Source organism: uncultured Virgibacillus sp., assembly GCF_947495635.1.
Lineage (GTDB): Bacteria > Bacillota > Bacilli > Bacillales > Amphibacillaceae > Virgibacillus > Virgibacillus salarius.
Map to the genome: position 1 here is coordinate 1 of NZ_CANMAB010000036.1, position 16,166 is coordinate 16,166.

10 protein-coding genes and 1 pseudogene are annotated in these 16,166 nt (G+C 36.7%); 6 read left to right on the forward strand and 5 right to left on the reverse strand.

Annotation, left to right across the window (positions count from 1 at the left end; all coding sequences use genetic code 11):
* Window positions 1-23: 23 nt before the first annotated feature.
* The 3 genes from opp3C to Q1A47_RS09840 form a co-directional block, all read right to left on the reverse strand.
* Entirely contained in the window at window positions 24-1,181 is a 1,158-nt protein-coding gene (opp3C, locus tag Q1A47_RS09830) for an oligopeptide ABC transporter permease (RefSeq protein WP_166530621.1), read from the reverse strand.
* 2 nt (window positions 1,182-1,183) lie between these two features.
* The gene (gene opp3b / locus Q1A47_RS09835; protein ID WP_166530622.1) at window positions 1,184-2,113 is read right to left on the reverse strand and encodes an oligopeptide ABC transporter permease; all 930 of its coding nucleotides are present in this window, start codon (window positions 2,111-2,113) and stop codon (window positions 1,184-1,186) included.
* Between the two features lie 152 nt (window positions 2,114-2,265).
* Window positions 2,266-3,960: a peptide ABC transporter substrate-binding protein gene (locus tag Q1A47_RS09840; protein ID WP_166530623.1), complete on the reverse strand. Its 1,695-nt coding sequence runs from the start codon at window positions 3,958-3,960 to the stop codon at window positions 2,266-2,268.
* A gap of 274 nt (window positions 3,961-4,234) precedes the next feature.
* Here Q1A47_RS09840 and Q1A47_RS09845 point away from each other — a divergent pair, with 274 nt between their 5' ends.
* From Q1A47_RS09845 to Q1A47_RS09855, 3 genes are all read left to right on the forward strand, one after another.
* Window positions 4,235-4,597 carry a DUF3899 domain-containing protein gene (locus tag Q1A47_RS09845; RefSeq protein WP_121604011.1) on the forward strand — a complete coding sequence of 121 codons (363 nt, stop codon included), beginning with the start codon at window positions 4,235-4,237 and terminating at the stop codon, window positions 4,595-4,597.
* A gap of 550 nt (window positions 4,598-5,147) precedes the next feature.
* Entirely contained in the window at window positions 5,148-5,933 is a 786-nt protein-coding gene (locus Q1A47_RS09850) for a serine hydrolase (protein ID WP_166530624.1), read from the forward strand.
* Between the two features lie 84 nt (window positions 5,934-6,017).
* Complete coding sequence (locus Q1A47_RS09855; protein WP_166530625.1) at window positions 6,018-7,310, forward strand: hypothetical protein; 1,293 nt, start codon at window positions 6,018-6,020, stop codon at window positions 7,308-7,310.
* 202 nt (window positions 7,311-7,512) lie between these two features.
* Here Q1A47_RS09855 and Q1A47_RS09860 read toward each other — a convergent pair whose 3' ends face one another.
* Complete coding sequence (locus Q1A47_RS09860) at window positions 7,513-9,306, reverse strand: M3 family oligoendopeptidase (protein WP_166530626.1); 1,794 nt, start codon at window positions 9,304-9,306, stop codon at window positions 7,513-7,515.
* A 162-nt stretch (window positions 9,307-9,468) separates the two neighbouring features.
* Between Q1A47_RS09860 and Q1A47_RS09865 the strand changes: the two are divergent.
* Window positions 9,469-9,968: pseudogene (locus tag Q1A47_RS09865) on the forward strand (XRE family transcriptional regulator).
* A 136-nt stretch (window positions 9,969-10,104) separates the two neighbouring features.
* Here the strand turns inward: Q1A47_RS09865 and Q1A47_RS09870 are convergent.
* Window positions 10,105-13,281 (reverse strand): DEAD/DEAH box helicase, encoded by a 3,177-nt coding sequence (locus Q1A47_RS09870; RefSeq protein ID WP_166530627.1) that lies wholly within the window; start codon window positions 13,279-13,281, stop codon window positions 10,105-10,107.
* A gap of 201 nt (window positions 13,282-13,482) precedes the next feature.
* Between Q1A47_RS09870 and Q1A47_RS09875 the strand changes: the two genes are divergently transcribed.
* The gene (locus tag Q1A47_RS09875) at window positions 13,483-14,250 is read left to right on the forward strand and encodes an ABC transporter ATP-binding protein (RefSeq protein ID WP_026682960.1); all 768 of its coding nucleotides are present in this window, start codon (window positions 13,483-13,485) and stop codon (window positions 14,248-14,250) included.
* A gap of 15 nt (window positions 14,251-14,265) precedes the next feature.
* Entirely contained in the window at window positions 14,266-16,122 is a 1,857-nt protein-coding gene (locus Q1A47_RS09880) for an FtsX-like permease family protein (protein WP_166530628.1), read from the forward strand.
* Window positions 16,123-16,166: the final 44 nt, after the last annotated feature.

Consider the following 16,166-nt stretch of genomic DNA (forward strand, 5'->3'; position numbering starts at 1 on the left):
CTCATTTAGAAACACCTACCTTCTTATTTATGCATTTTCGGATCAAACGCATCACGTAATCCATCTCCAATTAAGTTGAATGCAATCATAATTACGGATATTAATATAGCTGGGAACACGAGTAAATATGGGTACAATCTCAGGTTCTCAAATCCAGTATTAATCAATGTCCCAAGAGACGCCTCTGGCGGAACCATCCCTAATCCAATAAAGCTTAAGAATGCTTCAAAGAAAATCGCCCCTGGAATCGTAAACATCGTATTAATGATAATAATCCCACTAATATTTGGTACTAAATGCCTGCGGATGATCGAGCTATTTGGCGTACCTAGCGTTCGTGCAGCAAGCACAAATTCCTGACTTTTCAGCTTTAACACTTCACCACGGACGATCCGGGCCATTCCAATCCAGCCCGTTATCGTCAGAGCGATAATGATCGAAAGCATTCCCGGCTGTAATACAAGAATCATTAAGACAATGACGACGAGATTTGGTATACCGACAAGAATTTCAATAATTCGCTGCATCACATTGTCGACTCTTCCGCCATAATATGCGGAAATACCACCATATGCGACACCAATTACGAGGTCAATCGCCGCCGCAACTAATGCGATAATTAAGGAAACACGCGTACCTAACCAAATCCTTGTCCATTGATCCCGACCAAGCGTGTCGGTGCCGAGCCAGAAATATTGATCAGACATATCCTTGGCTTCGTAAATATGATACGTAGCCTTTACCTCTGCAGAATCCTTACTGCCATCTCCTTCAGACAACACCTTTATATCAATAAAATCTTTATCATTATTGTATCTTTGAATTGCATTTTGCGTTGCATGTTCTACATCGTTACCCTTAAATTCATCTTTTAATGTACCGTTAAAGCCGAGCCATGAAATATTTTCTAAAACGGGTACGTGTGGTGGCATTTTAGCACGTGACAAATCTTGATCATCTAAGCCATGATCATTCATACCTGGTCCGATAATACTAAATAAACTAATCAAGCCTAAAATAATAACACAAAAAATCGCCAGTTTATTTTTGAAGAAGGTTCGGCGAGCGTCCTGCATAAAAGTTCTGCTTGGACTCGTTATTTTTTCACTTGTATCTTCTTTTCTTTCAATTGGTATTAATAATTCTTTTGGTACTTGTTGCTCGTTCTTTTTGTTATCCATTTTTAGCTCTTCCCTCCTGTCAGTCTAATTCTCGGGTCAATTAATACATAGAGGAGGTCGATGACTAGAATGATGACGACAAATAAAAAGGCAAATAAGAGGGTTGTCCCCATAATTGTTGGGTAGTCATTAACCATAATGGATGATACAAACTGCTCACCTATCCCAGGTACGGCAAAAATTTGTTCAATAACAAGCGTTCCTGTCATTAAACTCACTGCCATTGGACCAATTACGGTCACAAGTGGAATAAGTGCATTACGCATACCATGCTTGAAGATGATTCCGTATTCACTTACACCCTTCGCACGTGCGGTTGTAATAAAATTAGAACCCATTACTTCGATCATTTCCGTACGCGTAAAACGAGCGGCCGTTGCCATCGGGAATATCATCAAGGCGATCGTTGGCAATATGGTATGTTCAAACGTTCCCCATAATGCGACAGGGAACCAGCCTGTTTCCACGGCAAGGAACCATTGGAGTAGTCCGGCAAAAACAAACGAAGGTATGGAAGTACCTAGTACAGCGAGAATGGTTGAGGTATAATCGAGGATACCATTATGCGAAATCGCGGCAATTAACCCAAATAAAATACCTAAAAATGTTCCCACTAGTAACGATTGTGCACCTAGCTGTGCCGACGGACCAATTCGATCCATAAGTATTTTTGTAACCGGTGTATTATCAAACGCAAAGGAGATACCTAAGTCCCCTTGCACTAAATCTTTCAAATAAGTTATGTATTGCACTGGCACGGGATCATTTAAGCCATATTTCTCAAGAACGATTTCTTTTTGTTCTTCGGTCAGTTTATCTTCTGCCTTCAACGGACTACCTGGTAGCATCTTCATTAAAAAGAAAGATACGGTCGCGATGATAAATAGCGTAATTACCATATAAAATACACGTCGTAGTATATAACGAACCATTTGCGCACCTCCTATTAAGCTGAATATTCTAAAAATAGTAAATGTTATTTATTATAAGTCTTTTTATTGACAGGGGAAAAGAGAGTATATACCAAAGGGTCATACACTCTCTTAACCTACTAATCTTTAGCATATATTAATTTAGACTACTATTATTCTTCTGCTCCAACGCTAGCCCATTTGTATTCATATGTTGGTCCAAATGGATTCACATAAACACCTTTAACTTTAGGTGATACTAATTGTGCCATTGCACTTTGGTAAACAGGAGCGATTGCTGCATCTTCAAATAGCATCTTTTCTGCTTCAAGGAAGGTTTGGTAACGTGCTTCATTATCTTGAGCTAATTCCGTAGTCGTTTTTTCTAATAACGCATCATAGTCAGGGTTAGAGTAGCCCATTTTATTATTACCACCATCCGTTAACCATAGGTTAAGGAAGGTATATGGATCAAGATAGTCTGGACCCCAGCCGGAGAATTGAATATCATAATCCATATTCGTATCTAAGTCTAAACGTTGCTCAAACGGAACCTGCTTTAACGTAACTTTTAATCCAGGTAAATTTGTTTCTAGCTGATTAGCAAGGTATTCATTCATCGTTTTAGCCGTTTCTGAATCACCTGCAAGGAATTCAAGCTCGACAGAGTCTGTTCCTAGTTCTTCTAGACCTTTTTCCCAATATTCTTTCGCCTTTTCTACATCATATGTCACTAAGTCGCCACTAACTTCACGGAAATCCTCTCCACCGCCTGGCATTGGGGTAAAGTTAGCAGGAATTAAACCGTTAGCTACTAGCGATCCGTTGTTAAGGATTTGATCGACTAGTGCTTGCTTATCAAATGCACGACTAATCGCAGCACGGACATTTGTATTTGCTAATGCTTCGTTTCTCGTTTGGTTCATCTTCAAGTAAAAGACTGATGTTTCAGGTGTTACTACATAATCTTCATGTGTAGAATACTGATCTACTAAATCAGATGATAGTCCAGCACGATCAACTGTACCGCTTTCATATAAGTCAACACCAGTTTGTGGATCTTTTACCACTTCATACGTCATTTTTTCTAGCTTAACCGTTTCTGCATCCCAGTAATCTGCATTCTTCTCCAGGTTCCATGAGCTGCTTGTGCTTTCCCAATCTGTTAGCTTATAAGGACCATTAGATAATAGCGTATCTGTACTTGTAGCAAACTTATCGCCTTGTTCTTCAACGAATTTTTGATTTAACGGGAGGAACGTACCAAAGGTAGTTAATGATTCAAAATAAGGTACAGGATTTTCTAGCTCTACAACAAGGGTGTAATCGCCATCCGCTTTAACACCTAAATCCTCTACAGGAGCGTCCCCAGTGTTAACAGCTGTTGCATTTTTAATAACGCCACCCATCATATACGGACCATATTCAGAGCCAGTGTCTGGGTCTACAGCACGCTGCCAAGCATAAACGAAATCATGTGCAGTTACAGGGTCGCCATTAGACCAAACTGCATCTTCACGTAAGGTAAATGTCCATGTAAGACCGTCTTCACTCACTTTGTGCTCTGTTGCAATACCTTCAACTGGTTCTGCGTTCTCATCCAAGCGATAAAGACCTTCCATAGTTGCACCTAGAAACTGGAAGCCATATTCGTCAGTAGCCATGGATGGATCCATCGATGGAATTGTATCTCCATTAATAAAATTAAGTACTTGTTCTACATTTTCTTCTTCTTTTGCTGGTTCTTCTTCTTTCTTATCATCAGAACCAGTGCCTTCAGCTGAATCTCCGTCATCACCTGAGCATGCTACCAAAAACACACTAAGCAATAGACCAAGAGCCAATAATAGTGACCATTTTAACTTCATAGTTAAAAAGAACCCCCTTAAAGTAATAGTTTTTTGATTTTTTCGCAGATTTAATCTACTAACGAAATTATACAATCAACCCAGCTAATTTGCAAAACATTTTTTATAATAGTGTAAAAACTATTATTATTTTCATTTATTAAAAATATGTGTAAACGGCGTTGGATTAATGCTTTCGTCCTAAATACAATTCATTAAATTTTTTAAATAATGCGCTTTTTGCAACATAAAATTCTATGATATAATTAGTTCAACTTATCTAGAAGGTGACGCTATGAATAAATCAAAACATGGGCTGTATTTCCTGCTCACGATATGCTTAACGATTGTAATTTTTCTTATTTTTGCTCCATCCTATAATCTCGTGAACTTCATTAATGCACTATTCTATGTGTTTTTACTGCTTCTCGTCATTACATTGTTTATCTATACCAAAAAAGGCGGCTTCTTTGATGGTGTCACGTTTGGCTTCAGAAGATTTTTAAGTATGATGTCAAATGACTATATGGAAGAATGGAAAGAAAAGCCTGCTCCTTCTGAAAAGGTAAACCCCTCATTTTATAAGATCATGCAATTCCAAACAATTACTACCTTTGTGTTATTAGGGCTACTACTGATTATTTATTATTACATTTAGCTATAAAGAGTGTTCTTCGAAGGTAGCTCGCTCTAATATTCTTTTCTTCAAAAACGGAACTTCCCGAAAAGATACCGTTCAGATGTCGCAGCGAAACTATACAAGACTTCAGTGAAAAAGTAACCGTGTGATATCCTCACACGGGACTTGCCCATAAAGAGGGTAAGCCGTTGCCGTGGAATGAAAGATGTAACTCACATATGTGTGAAAAGAGGCAGGAACAAACGTATTTTTATCAAAAGAAGATGTATAACAACTTCGCTTTCCACGGGAACGGTCCCAGCCTGTATGTTTATTTCATACTGTTTTTTAGGTAGTTCAGTCAGCTAGATATATGTATATGTAATGCAAATATATTATTTTAGGATTGACAATTATGAGAAAATTCAATACTATATTGCTATTAGCGAAAGTTGTCGATTGTTGTTCGTTAAATATTGATGAACGCTTTATTGTATTAAAGCAAAGAAGCGATGTCAATACTTGCTTACAGTGTACGTCCAGCTTCAGAAAGTTTTCTAAGACTGATATGTAAGGTGGTCTATACAATATGAAATTTCGAGAATTGGAAAAATCCATACATCACAAATTGGAACCGGTAAGCGATCATTTTTCTGTTTATATTGAAACAGATGAAGGTACTATTTCCATTAATCCAGCTCAGTTAAGATGTGCAGCCAGTTTGGCTAAATTACCAATTTTAATTGCAGGCTTTCGTCAACTAGATAAAAACCCACATTTACAGGACAAGCTTGTTTATATAAAAAGGGAAAATATGGTTGGCGGTGCTGGAGTAATTAATTATTTATCCCATTCTCATATTTATAGTTATCGAAATTTATTGGAGCTAATGATTATTGTTTCAGATAACACAGCTGCCAATGTATTACTTGATATATTAGGTGTAGAAACAATCAATCAATTAACAAAAGATGCTGACTGCCAACAATCGATCATTCAACGTAAGTTTATGGATCTACAGGCAAAGGAAAATGGATTGGACAATTATACAAGTGCATATGATATCGCAAAATTGTTGCATTTAATTTCAGAAAATAATAAATTTTTAACAAAAGAGAGCCAGAAAATGATTTTAACTATTTTAGCTAACCAGCAATTTACCAATAAGCTCCCTAGTTATTTGCAGGCAGAGGATGAGATTCAGTTTTACCATAAAACGGGGGAGCTACAAGGAGTCACCCATGATGCTGGCATTATGAAATATCAGGATAAGACGATACATGTTGTTCTTTTATCAGAAGGAATCTCCCTTAATGCAGAAAGTGAAAGAATAATTGCAGATATCGGTCATTTATTAATTCGTTACATCAAGTAGGGAAGCTAGTTTAAATAAAAATAGGATTACATAGTAAAAAAATTTGCATTTATAATCATTTATAAGAACATGGGAGCGTTTAGAATGAAAATTAAGATTGCAGCTTTTGGTAATGAGGATGTAATGAAACGCATTATGAAGCTCGCTGATACGAAAAGCGATATCGAGCTTATGCCCTTTACCTACTCAAAGGCTGAAGATGTTACAGAATTAATTGAAAAAGCATATGTATGTGATATTTATTTATTTACGGAACAGCTCTCTTATCTATATGCAAAAGACTTGTTAGTGAAGAAGCGAATTCCAAGTATTCAAATACCGTATGATGAATATATGATTATTCACTCCTTATTCCGGTTAAACCATCTTCATAAACAAGTTATTAACCGCATTTCTCTAGATGTGTTAAGTGGGAAGCATGTCAGCAACGTACTAGCAGATATAGCCATGAAAAATAAGGATATCTATATTTTTCAGCCAAATAAACAACAGCAGGTGCATTCAGATGACATTGTGTCCTTCCATCAAACGTTATGGAAGGAAGGAAAAATTGATACTGTCCTCACATCTACAAAGGAAATCGAAATAAAATTAAGACATGAAGGTATACCCGTAAGCTGTATGACAATACCTAGACTAAATATTGCATGCGCCCTCGAAGAGGCTCGAAAAATTGTGACACTTTCAGAGCCCAATACTACACAAATTGTTTCTGGATACGTACGATTAAAGCAATGGGAAGTTATTGAGCAACGAAGAGGTAGTACGGTGGCTAAGCAATCGCTACAGAAATTACATCGTTTACTCTTAACATTTGCCAAGCAAACGAACGCTTCCGTCTTTCCAAGTGATGATAACCGTTTTATTTTATTCGGTACCAAGGGAGTCATTGACCATATTCAAAATCATTATCGGGATTTTCCTTTACTGTACGATATTGAGAAAACATTGCAAACACCTGTCGATATTGGATTTGGATTGGCTTTAACCGCAAAGGAAGCAGTGGAAAATGCGAAATTAGCATTAGATGCATGCAGTACGGAAAAAGACAGTAAATGCTATATTGTTAATGAACGGCAAGATACGATTGGACCAATTGGTATTATTAAACATTTTGATACATCGAAGCTTTATCAAGCACTCATTCATAAGGCACGTTTAAATAATGAACTATCCTATAATTTTATCGATTTTATTCAATCTCGAAATAACGAACCATTCTCTTCTCACGATATTGCATCGCATTATAAAGTTACAAAACGAAGTGCAGAGCGTACCATTAATAAACTGTTAGCTGGCGAGGTCATAAAAGTGGCAGGTGAGGAAAAGCCTTATCTAAAAGGAAGGCCGAGAAAACTATTCCGATTAAATCAGTAAACTTGATAAAGTAAATCTTCCATCCGTGGGCTTGTTTATCCCCACGGATGGTTAGTACCACAAGGGTATGACCTAAAGGCCCTTGAACCAATCGGACATTTACTGGCAGTTGATTCCCCTCTTACCAATTTCGGTTTCTCTTTATTGCTTGAAGCGAGAATCTTACTGCCAGTTATATGCGGGATAAATCCCTTCGTACCCATCATCTCATTTCCTGCCATTTTCTTTCCGATAATTTCTTATACTGTTCAATAGCTTCGATTGTTGGCTGCAAGGATGCTTCCCAAAATGACAAATCTGTAATGTCCTGCTTTAGATAGTGGGCTGCCAATTGTTCAATTGTCATTTTTCCTGTGTTTTTTAAAAATGCATCGTATTGAGCCGGAAACTGTACGGGATTTTCCTTATATTGTGCATACATTACATTGCTGAGTAGATAGCCAATGGTGTACGGAAAATTATAAAATGGCAGCTCTGTACGATAAAGGTGTGGGATGGTCATCCATAGATAAGGGTTCATGTCTTTCACCGTGTCTCCATAAACCTGTTTAAACGTGCTTGTCATTAATTCATTTATTTCATTGGGTTTCAATGGGCCAGACTTCCGTTGTTCATATAATTTCATTTCGAAATCAAACATTGCTGGAACAGTCACTTGATACTTTAGACCATTTCCAATCTTCATTTCTAGCAAGGTTAATTTTTCTTCTTCATTTGATGCGCTGTCTATTACAGCATCGAGTACTAGATTCTCAGCGAACGTTGAAGCTGTTTCCGCAATACTTGTACTTCTTTCCTGTGCAAAAGCGGGTTGATCGTTGACTAAGTAATTATGATAAGCATGCCCAAGTTCATGAGCAATCGTTACAACATCTTGATAACTGCCGGTATACGTTAAAAAAATACGACTTTCTTTAGCAATTGGTAAGTAGGCACAAAACCCACCATGCATTTTCCCCTTCCTATCCTCTGCCTCTATCCAACCATTCGCAAAAGCATTTGCTGCAAAAGTTCCAAGTTTTTCACTAAACTTAGAGAATTGGGTAATGATCAAATCTGCCGCTTCTGCGTAAGTAATTTTATCTTTTGATGTAAAGCTTGGTACATCCGTATCATACCATGCCATTTTCTTAAGCTTCATTAACTGCGCTTTTCGTTTTAAATAAGGTTGCATGATGTAACTCTTCGCGCGTATAGCTGATAGCATGGTATGTAGCGTTTTCTCCTTCATTCTATTTTTATCCATTGCCTCTTTTAGCATATTGTCCCAGCCACGCTTTTCATACACATCTAAGCGAAATCCACTTATTCGATTAAATGTCGTGGCAAAAGAGGAGCCATTTTGTTGCAATACATCCATTAATGCTTCCGCTGTATTTTTCCTTAGCGAGCGATTGGGCGAAGCTAGATACATTAATGCTTGTCCTATCGATGCTTCCTCTACCTTTCCCTGTTTGTCGATGAGGATTTTCAATTCACCCATTAACTGTTCGTAGTAATTCTCCCAACCAATAAATCCGTTAATCGCCAATTTATTAATTAACTTTTCCATTTCAGCAGGGAGACGATCTTTGATCCCGGCTCTACGCTCTTCTAGATAAAAACGAACATCTTCAACTTCCTGTAATTGAATAAAATGATTCCATTGATCGACGGAAAAATGATCAATATGCGTGTCAATATCTACAAATAATGCTTCAAACATGGAGCGTACATGATCTATCTCATTCATTATTTTTAATATATCGGGCTCTCCCACATTAACTGCATAGAGGCAGACAATGTAATCCTCTAGCTCTCTTAGACCTTTTAGATTTTTTTGCACATCGCGTAAACAGGAAGCAAATGATAATTGATCATCCACTGTTCCAATCTTCGTATGCAGCCTATCTATCTCTCGCTTTAATTGATTCAACGTCTCATGTAATTTTTTGGAATCTTTACCGCCAGTGTATAATGTATCAAGTTCCCAATTTTCTTTTATAGTTTGTTCCACTTAGCATCCTCCCTTATGAAAAGTATAGCTTATTTTAAATTTTCCGACTCCGTCTTAAGTCGTATATTTATTACATACACAGATTTAATTTTACTTGATGTTAATTACTTTCCTATTAAATTAAATAATTCATGAAGAAAGCATTCTTACACTATGCTTAGTATGTCAGCACAAAAGATATCAAACTTATATTGTATTGAAGGGGCACTATTATAAAGAACCATGGCTTAGGACAAACTCTATTAAACTATCGTAAAAAGAATGGTATGACAATTCGTGAGTTTGCCGATGATGCAGGAATTAGCACGTCAATTATTAATCAAGTAGAAAGAGGACAAGGAAATCCTTTGCTTACTGTATTAGAGTTAATTGCAAAAGCATTAAACGTACCACTGTACGCTTTTTTTTAATGAAATTGATACAGATTCCCTTATTTCCAGAAAAAAAGATCGCGTGAACGTATATCGTGAAAATAATAACCATATTGTCTATGATGTTTTAACACCAGACCTTATGAAGGCACATATCGAACTAGAAGGGACCGAGTATTTTTTAGATGAAGGAGATGTGGTACGTACTCTACCAAATATGAAGCATCGTTTTTTGAATAAAAGTGATAACTCGAGCCTATTTTATTCGTACTTACGTCATCGTTGTTTTAAACCTCTCCTTATCATGTAAGCGTAACTCCTTAAACACGAATAGGGGGCGTTGCAAACATCGATCTAGTATCCATGTTTGCAACGCCCCGTGTTTAACTTTTTTATAAACCAAATACACTTATTACATCGTTACGTTTTATATATTTAATAGCTCCCTGACATCATCTTCACTCAAGCTGGATATCATCGTTTCTCCAGGCTGGATTACTTGATCGATTAATTCTCGTTTCTTTTGCTGCAGCTCATATATTTTCTCTTCAATAGTACCTTCCGTAATAAGCCGAATCACTTGAACTACATTTTTTTGGCCAAAACGATGAGCACGACCTGTTGCTTGGTCCTCAACTGCTGGGTTCCACCATAAGTCATATAGAATAACGGTGTCGGCACCTGTTAAATTAAGTCCCGTTCCACCGGCTTTTAACGAAATTAGAAACACGTTGTTTTCACCATTGTTAAATCGCTCACTGATCTCAACTCTTTCATGCGATGGTGTCTGACCATGTAGATAAAAATAGCCGATCCCTTCATGATCTAACTTCTTAATCAGAATTTCATGCATCGAAGTAAACTGAGAAAATATTAGCATACGCTTCCCATTTCCTAATGCATTCTTTATTGTGTCCATAAGTTGTTCTAGCTTTCCGGATTCCCCTTGATAGTTTTCTAAAAATAGAGATGGGTGACAGCAAATTTGTCTTAGTCTTGTCAAACCGGCAAGTATCTTCATACGGTTTTTTTGAAAGCCATTTTCGTTCATTGATTGTGCAGCTTCTTCTTGTAGCTGTCGATGATAGCCTACATATAAATCCTTCTGCTCCTTCGTTAACTCAGAAGTATGCACGGTTTCAATTTTATCGGGTAGCTCATTTAGCACATCCCGTTTTAGGCGTCGTAAAATAAATGGTCTTGTCATCATAGCAATTTTTTCGTAAGACAGTTGTTTAAATGTTTGATGATTCGGCATTAATCCTGGGAGAATTACTTGGAAGATAGCCCATAGCTCATCAATCGAGTTTTCAATTGGGGTCCCACTTAAGGCAAATCGTCTCCCTGCTTTAATTTGCCGAATAGCTTTCGATGTTTTCGTAGCATAATTCTTTATATATTGCGCTTCATCGAGAATCAGTGTTTGAAAAGATAATTCCTCATACAGTGCAATATCTTGCCGTAACGTTGCGTAGGAAGTAATCCAAACATCCATATTTTTTGAATCCGAAAATTTTCGTCTTCTTTCCTGGGGAGATCCAGTTAAGACAGCTACTTTTAATGTTGGTGTAAATTTTTCAAATTCTTTTTTCCAATTATATACAACAGATGAAGGCGCCACAATCAGATGAGGATCTTCACAAAGCTCTGACGCAATATATGCGATACTTTGTAATGTCTTCCCTAGACCCATGTCATCCGCTAGTATACCTCCCAAATGATAATGGCTCAATGATTTAAACCATTGATAGCCAATTTGCTGATAATTTCTAAGTGATGCCTCCAGCGTATCTGGAAGTGGGTATACTTGTTCTTCTGGAGATTTTAACTGATGTAGTAATTTACGAAATGATAGATCATAACGCTTACTCGTTTCCAGTAGCTCATCTACCTGTGTACCTTGATACACTGGCACCTTAACCTTGCCTTCATCCAGATCATTGACCTCAATATCCATCCCATCTAAGAACCGTCTAACAGATGAAAATGTGTCACTTTCCAAGGAAAGAAGTGCTCCATTATCCAAACGATAATAGCGTTTTTTTTCAATAACTGCCTCTAATATTTGATTTACCTCTGTGTCATTTATCCCCTCAATATCAAAACCGATATCAAGTAAATTTGATGCATTTTCCAATTTAACACTTGTACTTGTCATCGGTTCTTGTTCGACGATTAGATTCCGTATTTCTGAGGTTAAGTAGAGCTCCACATACTCCTTTAGCTTTGGAAGCATATAATAAATGAAATCATACATTTCCTCTTCGTTTTCCATATCGATATAGAGCTCTTTCCCATTATAGTGAAAATCAGCATGTTCTATGAGTCGCATAATTTGTTGTTCTTTTTCCACATCACGAATAATAATGACTTCATTTTCTTCACGTCCACTAAAGGGGTCAATTTGTTCTTTTCCATAATGATATTCTAATCTACCTACGACCCATGCTGCCTTCACCTCTAAATAGAGTTTTGCCTGTAATGGTACTTGAATAATATCTTTAGCTACCTTATCATCGATCGCTACCTCACCAATTTTTTTCAATGATGGAATAACAGTAGAAACAAATTCATCTGCCTGCTTCTTGGCGATTGGTAAATGAAAACCTTCATTACGGAAATGACTAATCTGTTCAATCACTGGAACTTGATGACTTTGAAGAAAATAAAATATTCCTTCAGAAAATAGTAATTCATAGGCATCTAAGTAGATAAAATCATTCACCTTTTCCATTTCCAATTGCAAATCTTCTTGTTCACTAGCGGTTAAAGAAAATTGAAAAGGTAACGAATCCCTATTAATGGATACAGATGGATACGTGAGATCCTTTGTTTCCACAGTCAATGACTGCGCTACTAATTTTTCTAGCAACGCTTTTGCCTCTAGTGGTGGAATGATAATCGATCGTTTACTTGCTTGATCGCCTCTGAAAAAAGGATTGGTATGATAAATTCTTTCATTTTTAATGATGGCAGATAATGTCTCTAAAATCTGCCGATCCACATCTGAAAAAGTGTGTATATCTGGATTATAGGAAAATTTTTTTGTCATCGGGTATTCCGATGCTTGTGAAACATGTTGGAGAAATTCACCTGCATTTTTCACAACAAAACAACGCTTTTCTCCCACTTTAAGCTCAATTTCCAATTGACTATTAAAAGCTAATTTGCAACTATACTCTACCTTAAGCATCGTTTGCTTTGGTAACGCAGTTTCCTTGTCGTTATTGTTTTGCGGAATGTTATGAAGTGCATTCATAAATTTCCGAGTCATGTTGTAATCATATGAGGAATATTTAGGAACCTGAAATTTCTCATTGTCTTTATTAACGATATGGATTAATACCGCAGCTATATGCTTACATGAACCAAATGCGTCAAATGCCGGACAATCACAATACGTATCAATGGTACCTTTAGAAAAATCCTTCATATTAATCTCGACAAAATAATTTTCCGATCCGTGTACGATGGCAGTCCATACTTGATAATTAATATCGTATAAAAGATCACTTACCTTATCTTGTAAATAGTAGTCTAATCCTCGCTTATATATAACGGAAGGAAATAATTTTTCAACATTGATGTTTCGGATACTTTTCAAAATAGCAAATACCATCCTTTACCAATTCTTATTACTATTGTATACGAGTTTTCATTGATTTTAAACTGAAGCCTGCTCATAAAACAGCTTTCCCCGTCATTTACCCTTACAAAACTGTAAGCTTGCTGAAAGGAAAATCCATACCTTCTAACTCCTAATAACGGTAGACTAGCATTAGAAAATAAAGTTGGAGGTAGGATTATGAGTCAACCTGTATTACACGTAAACCATTTAAATAAAGTTTATGGGAAGAAAAATGAAAATCAATTTCACGCATTAAAAGACGTCTCTTTTGATATAGAGAGCGGTGAATTTGTTGGAATTATGGGGCCATCAGGCGCCGGAAAAACCACTCTATTAAATGTTATTTCTACATTAGATCAATCTTCTAGTGGAACCATTGAGATCGCTGGTACGAATATTACCGCTATGAAGCAAAACCAGTTGGCAGATTTTCGTTCCGAGCAGCTTGGATTTATCTTTCAAGACTTTAACCTGTTAGAAAACCTGACTGTATATGAAAACATTGCTCTACCGTTATCATTAAAAGGTGTTTCCACTCGACATATTAAGCCAAGCGTGATGAACGTTGCACAAAAATTAGGTATTGAAAAGATTATCGATAAATATCCTATTACAATATCTGGAGGTCAAAAACAACGTGTTGCTGCTGCGCGAGCACTTGTACATGAGCCTGCCATGATTTTAGCAGATGAGCCAACCGGTGCCTTGGACTCTAAAAACGCAAAAAGCTTAATGGAAACATTAGTTCACTTAAATGAAAAGCTTAATACTTCAATTATGTTAGTTACACATGATCCGTTAAGTGCTAGCTATTGTCAGCGAATCTTATTCATCCAAGATGGCCAATTATATAAAGAAATCCATCGCAACACAACAAGAAATAGCTTCCATCAGGAAATCCTAGATGTACTTGCTGAGTTTGCTACATCAAATGAATTGGAATAGAAAGTAGGTGATACGATGTTAGTAAAATTAACTTTATCAAGTATGCGAAAAATGTTTAAAGATTATTTAGTATTATTGTTTGGATTAACGATATCCATTGCTATTTTTTACATGTTTCAAACGTTAGCTCAAAATAAAGTATTTGTTGAAGCAAATTCATTAATTAGTTCCATCATGTTTGTGTTTCATGTTGGTTCCTTTATTTTAGGGTTTATTACTATTTTCTATATATTCTATGCCACTTCTTTTATTCAAACATTAAGGCAAAAAGAAATGGGCATGTATATGACACTTGGAGCTAAAAAGGGTAAAATCACACAACTGATGTTTTTCGAAACATTCTTCATTGGGATTATCTCTCTTGTCGTAGGAATCATAGTCGGAGTTGGATTATCGATTGGTATTTCTGACTTGTTAATGCAGCAGCTTGATTTTTCAGTAGAAGGATTTAAGGCAGTATATACTTCCTCCATCCTTACAACCGTTATCTTTTATATTATTTTATTCCTGTTGACTTCCATCGTAAATGCTTGGCAGATTGGCAGAAGAAGTGTATTACATTTACTACACGCTGGTCAGCAGCAAGATTTCGTGAAGGTAAGTGGTGTAAAAACGTTCTTTGGCGTGCTATTTGCCATTATATTAATCGGCATTGGCTATTTCGCAATGATTAAAATTGCATACCTACAGCACTTCGGTGTAATTTTAGCCTCCGTCACAATTATACCAGGAACATACCTTGTTTTTATCTCGTTTTTACCCTATTTCTTAAAAAAGCTAAAGCAAAACCGACAGCTTAATGAGAAAGGAATTAATTCGTTTACACTTGGACAACTTCGTTTTCGTATGCTTAATTTAACAAAGGTACTAGGAACGGTTGCCATGCTTATTGCTCTTGGATTAGGAGCCATGACAGCAGGGATCTCCTTTTATCATAATATTGAAATTCAATCTTCCATGTTCCATGCGAATGATGTCGCCATACATCAACCAACCGAGCAAGACTTAGAAGCACTCAAGGCGATGGATGTGACTGAACAGCATACGTATACGTATAAAGTAACTGATGATGGCATTTATTTTCTTAAAAATAGGCTAGTCGAAGATCCACCATTGGTGCAGGCATACAATGCACAGTTTGAGTTACCAAAAAAGCAACGTGTTGAAGATAAATTACCTGCTTCGTCTTATTCACTTCAAGAAGATGCAGGCTCTGAGGAATTACCTGAAAATTGGTGGACAGCTATTTCCAACGAAATTAATGCAAACTACTACATGTTCGGTACTGCTTCTATATACATTGTTGATCAAGCTAAATACAATGAAATAGATGCGAATGAAAATGAAGTAATTTTGGCTCGCGTCGAAGATTTTAAAGCGGACATTCCGCAGCTAGAAAAAATCGATAAGGGTCAAGCTCAGATCGCAGAAAAATATCGTGGAGAACCAGTTGAAAATACCGGTAGTAAGTTCACGAACTATGTTGCATTAAAGAGTCTTGCTAGCGGAACCATTTTTATGGGAATATTCCTAGGAATAGCTTTCTTAATGATGATGGCCAGTGTTCTGATGTTTAAATTACTATCAAGCGCAGGGGCAGATATACATCGCTATAGTATGCTAAGGAAAATTGGCGTACGCAAATCATTATTGAAGAAATCTATCTACCGTGAGCTCTTCCTATTATTCCTTTTCCCAGCGTTAGTTGGCTTAGTGCATGTAATTGTGGGAATGCAAATGTTCTCGTTTATTATCATTGAGCCTTATACAAAAATTTGGATCCCAATTAGTATTTTCTTCGTAATTTACGGACTATACTATTTGATTACCGTTCATTTATATAAACGAATTGTCCTTCCTAAGGAAAAATAGTGTTAGCAGCTAATTTAAAAACCAAGCGATATTTATCTTCGCTT